A 904-nucleotide genomic window follows, 5' to 3' on the forward strand; every position below is an offset into this window, starting at 1 on the left:
GCCTGCACGGCCTGAGCCCCCGAGAGCGCGGCCTTCACCCCCTGCAGGGCTTCAAGCCGGCTGTTTCCGGCAGATTTCGCCGCCTGTACGGTCTCCACCGTCGTATTCAGGGCGCTGCCCGCTGTGCCGGACAGGGCAAGCGTCAGACCGGAGGTTTTCTGCTCCACCGTATGTGTCTGTACATGCTGGTCTGTGGCGGCGGTAATGCTGACTTCCTTACCACTGAGTGCCATGTCCCTGCCGGCAATCAGGTCAGAGCTGTTGACGGTCAACCGGTTACCTGCCTGAAGGGAAACATCACCGTGAACACTCCCCACCGTGCTGCCTTTCTGTGTGGTGTCTGTTGCGGTGTCCGTGACTTTCAGACTCTGGCTGCCCATGCTGAATCCCACACCTCCGGAGCTCATCAGCCCGGATTTTTTCTCCTGTTTCAGGTGTGTTTCACGGTTGCTTTCTGTCAGCGTACCGATATTCAGGTTATTTCCGGCAGCCAGGGAGACACGGTTATCCCCGGCCACACTGCTGCCCGTGGCGTTCAGATTATGTCCGGCGCTGATACTGACCGTATCCCCGTTCAGTTCACTGCCCGTCATGGTCCGGCGGTCAGTGACATCATGCGTGGTTGTGGTGGTTTTCGATAACATCCCGCTGCTGCCGGTCACTTTATGGTATTCATCCAGCGAGCTGGTATTCTGTGCACCGGTCAGCGTCACGTCATGACCCGCCATCAGGGCCAGGCCTTTCTGAGCTGACAGCGATGCCGCCTGTGACGTCATGTCCCGTCCGGCGGTCAGCGTGACATCACCGTTACCGGCAAGCGTGCTGCCCGTACTCTGTGTGACGCCCTGCGACAGACGATTATTTTTGTCCCAGGTAATATTGTCCTGCGCGGATGTGGTCACTG

Annotated in this window: 1 protein-coding gene; it reads right to left on the minus strand. The window is 58.8% G+C overall.

The genetic code is table 11. The annotated features are described in order from the left end of the window. On the minus strand, window positions 1-904 hold a 904-nt coding region (locus tag E0D98_RS24865), incomplete at both ends, for a hemagglutinin repeat-containing protein (RefSeq protein ID WP_205713036.1).

The sequence above is a fragment of the Escherichia sp. KCJ4928 genome, assembly GCF_004352695.1.
Taxonomy (GTDB): domain Bacteria; phylum Pseudomonadota; class Gammaproteobacteria; order Enterobacterales; family Enterobacteriaceae; genus ECMA0423.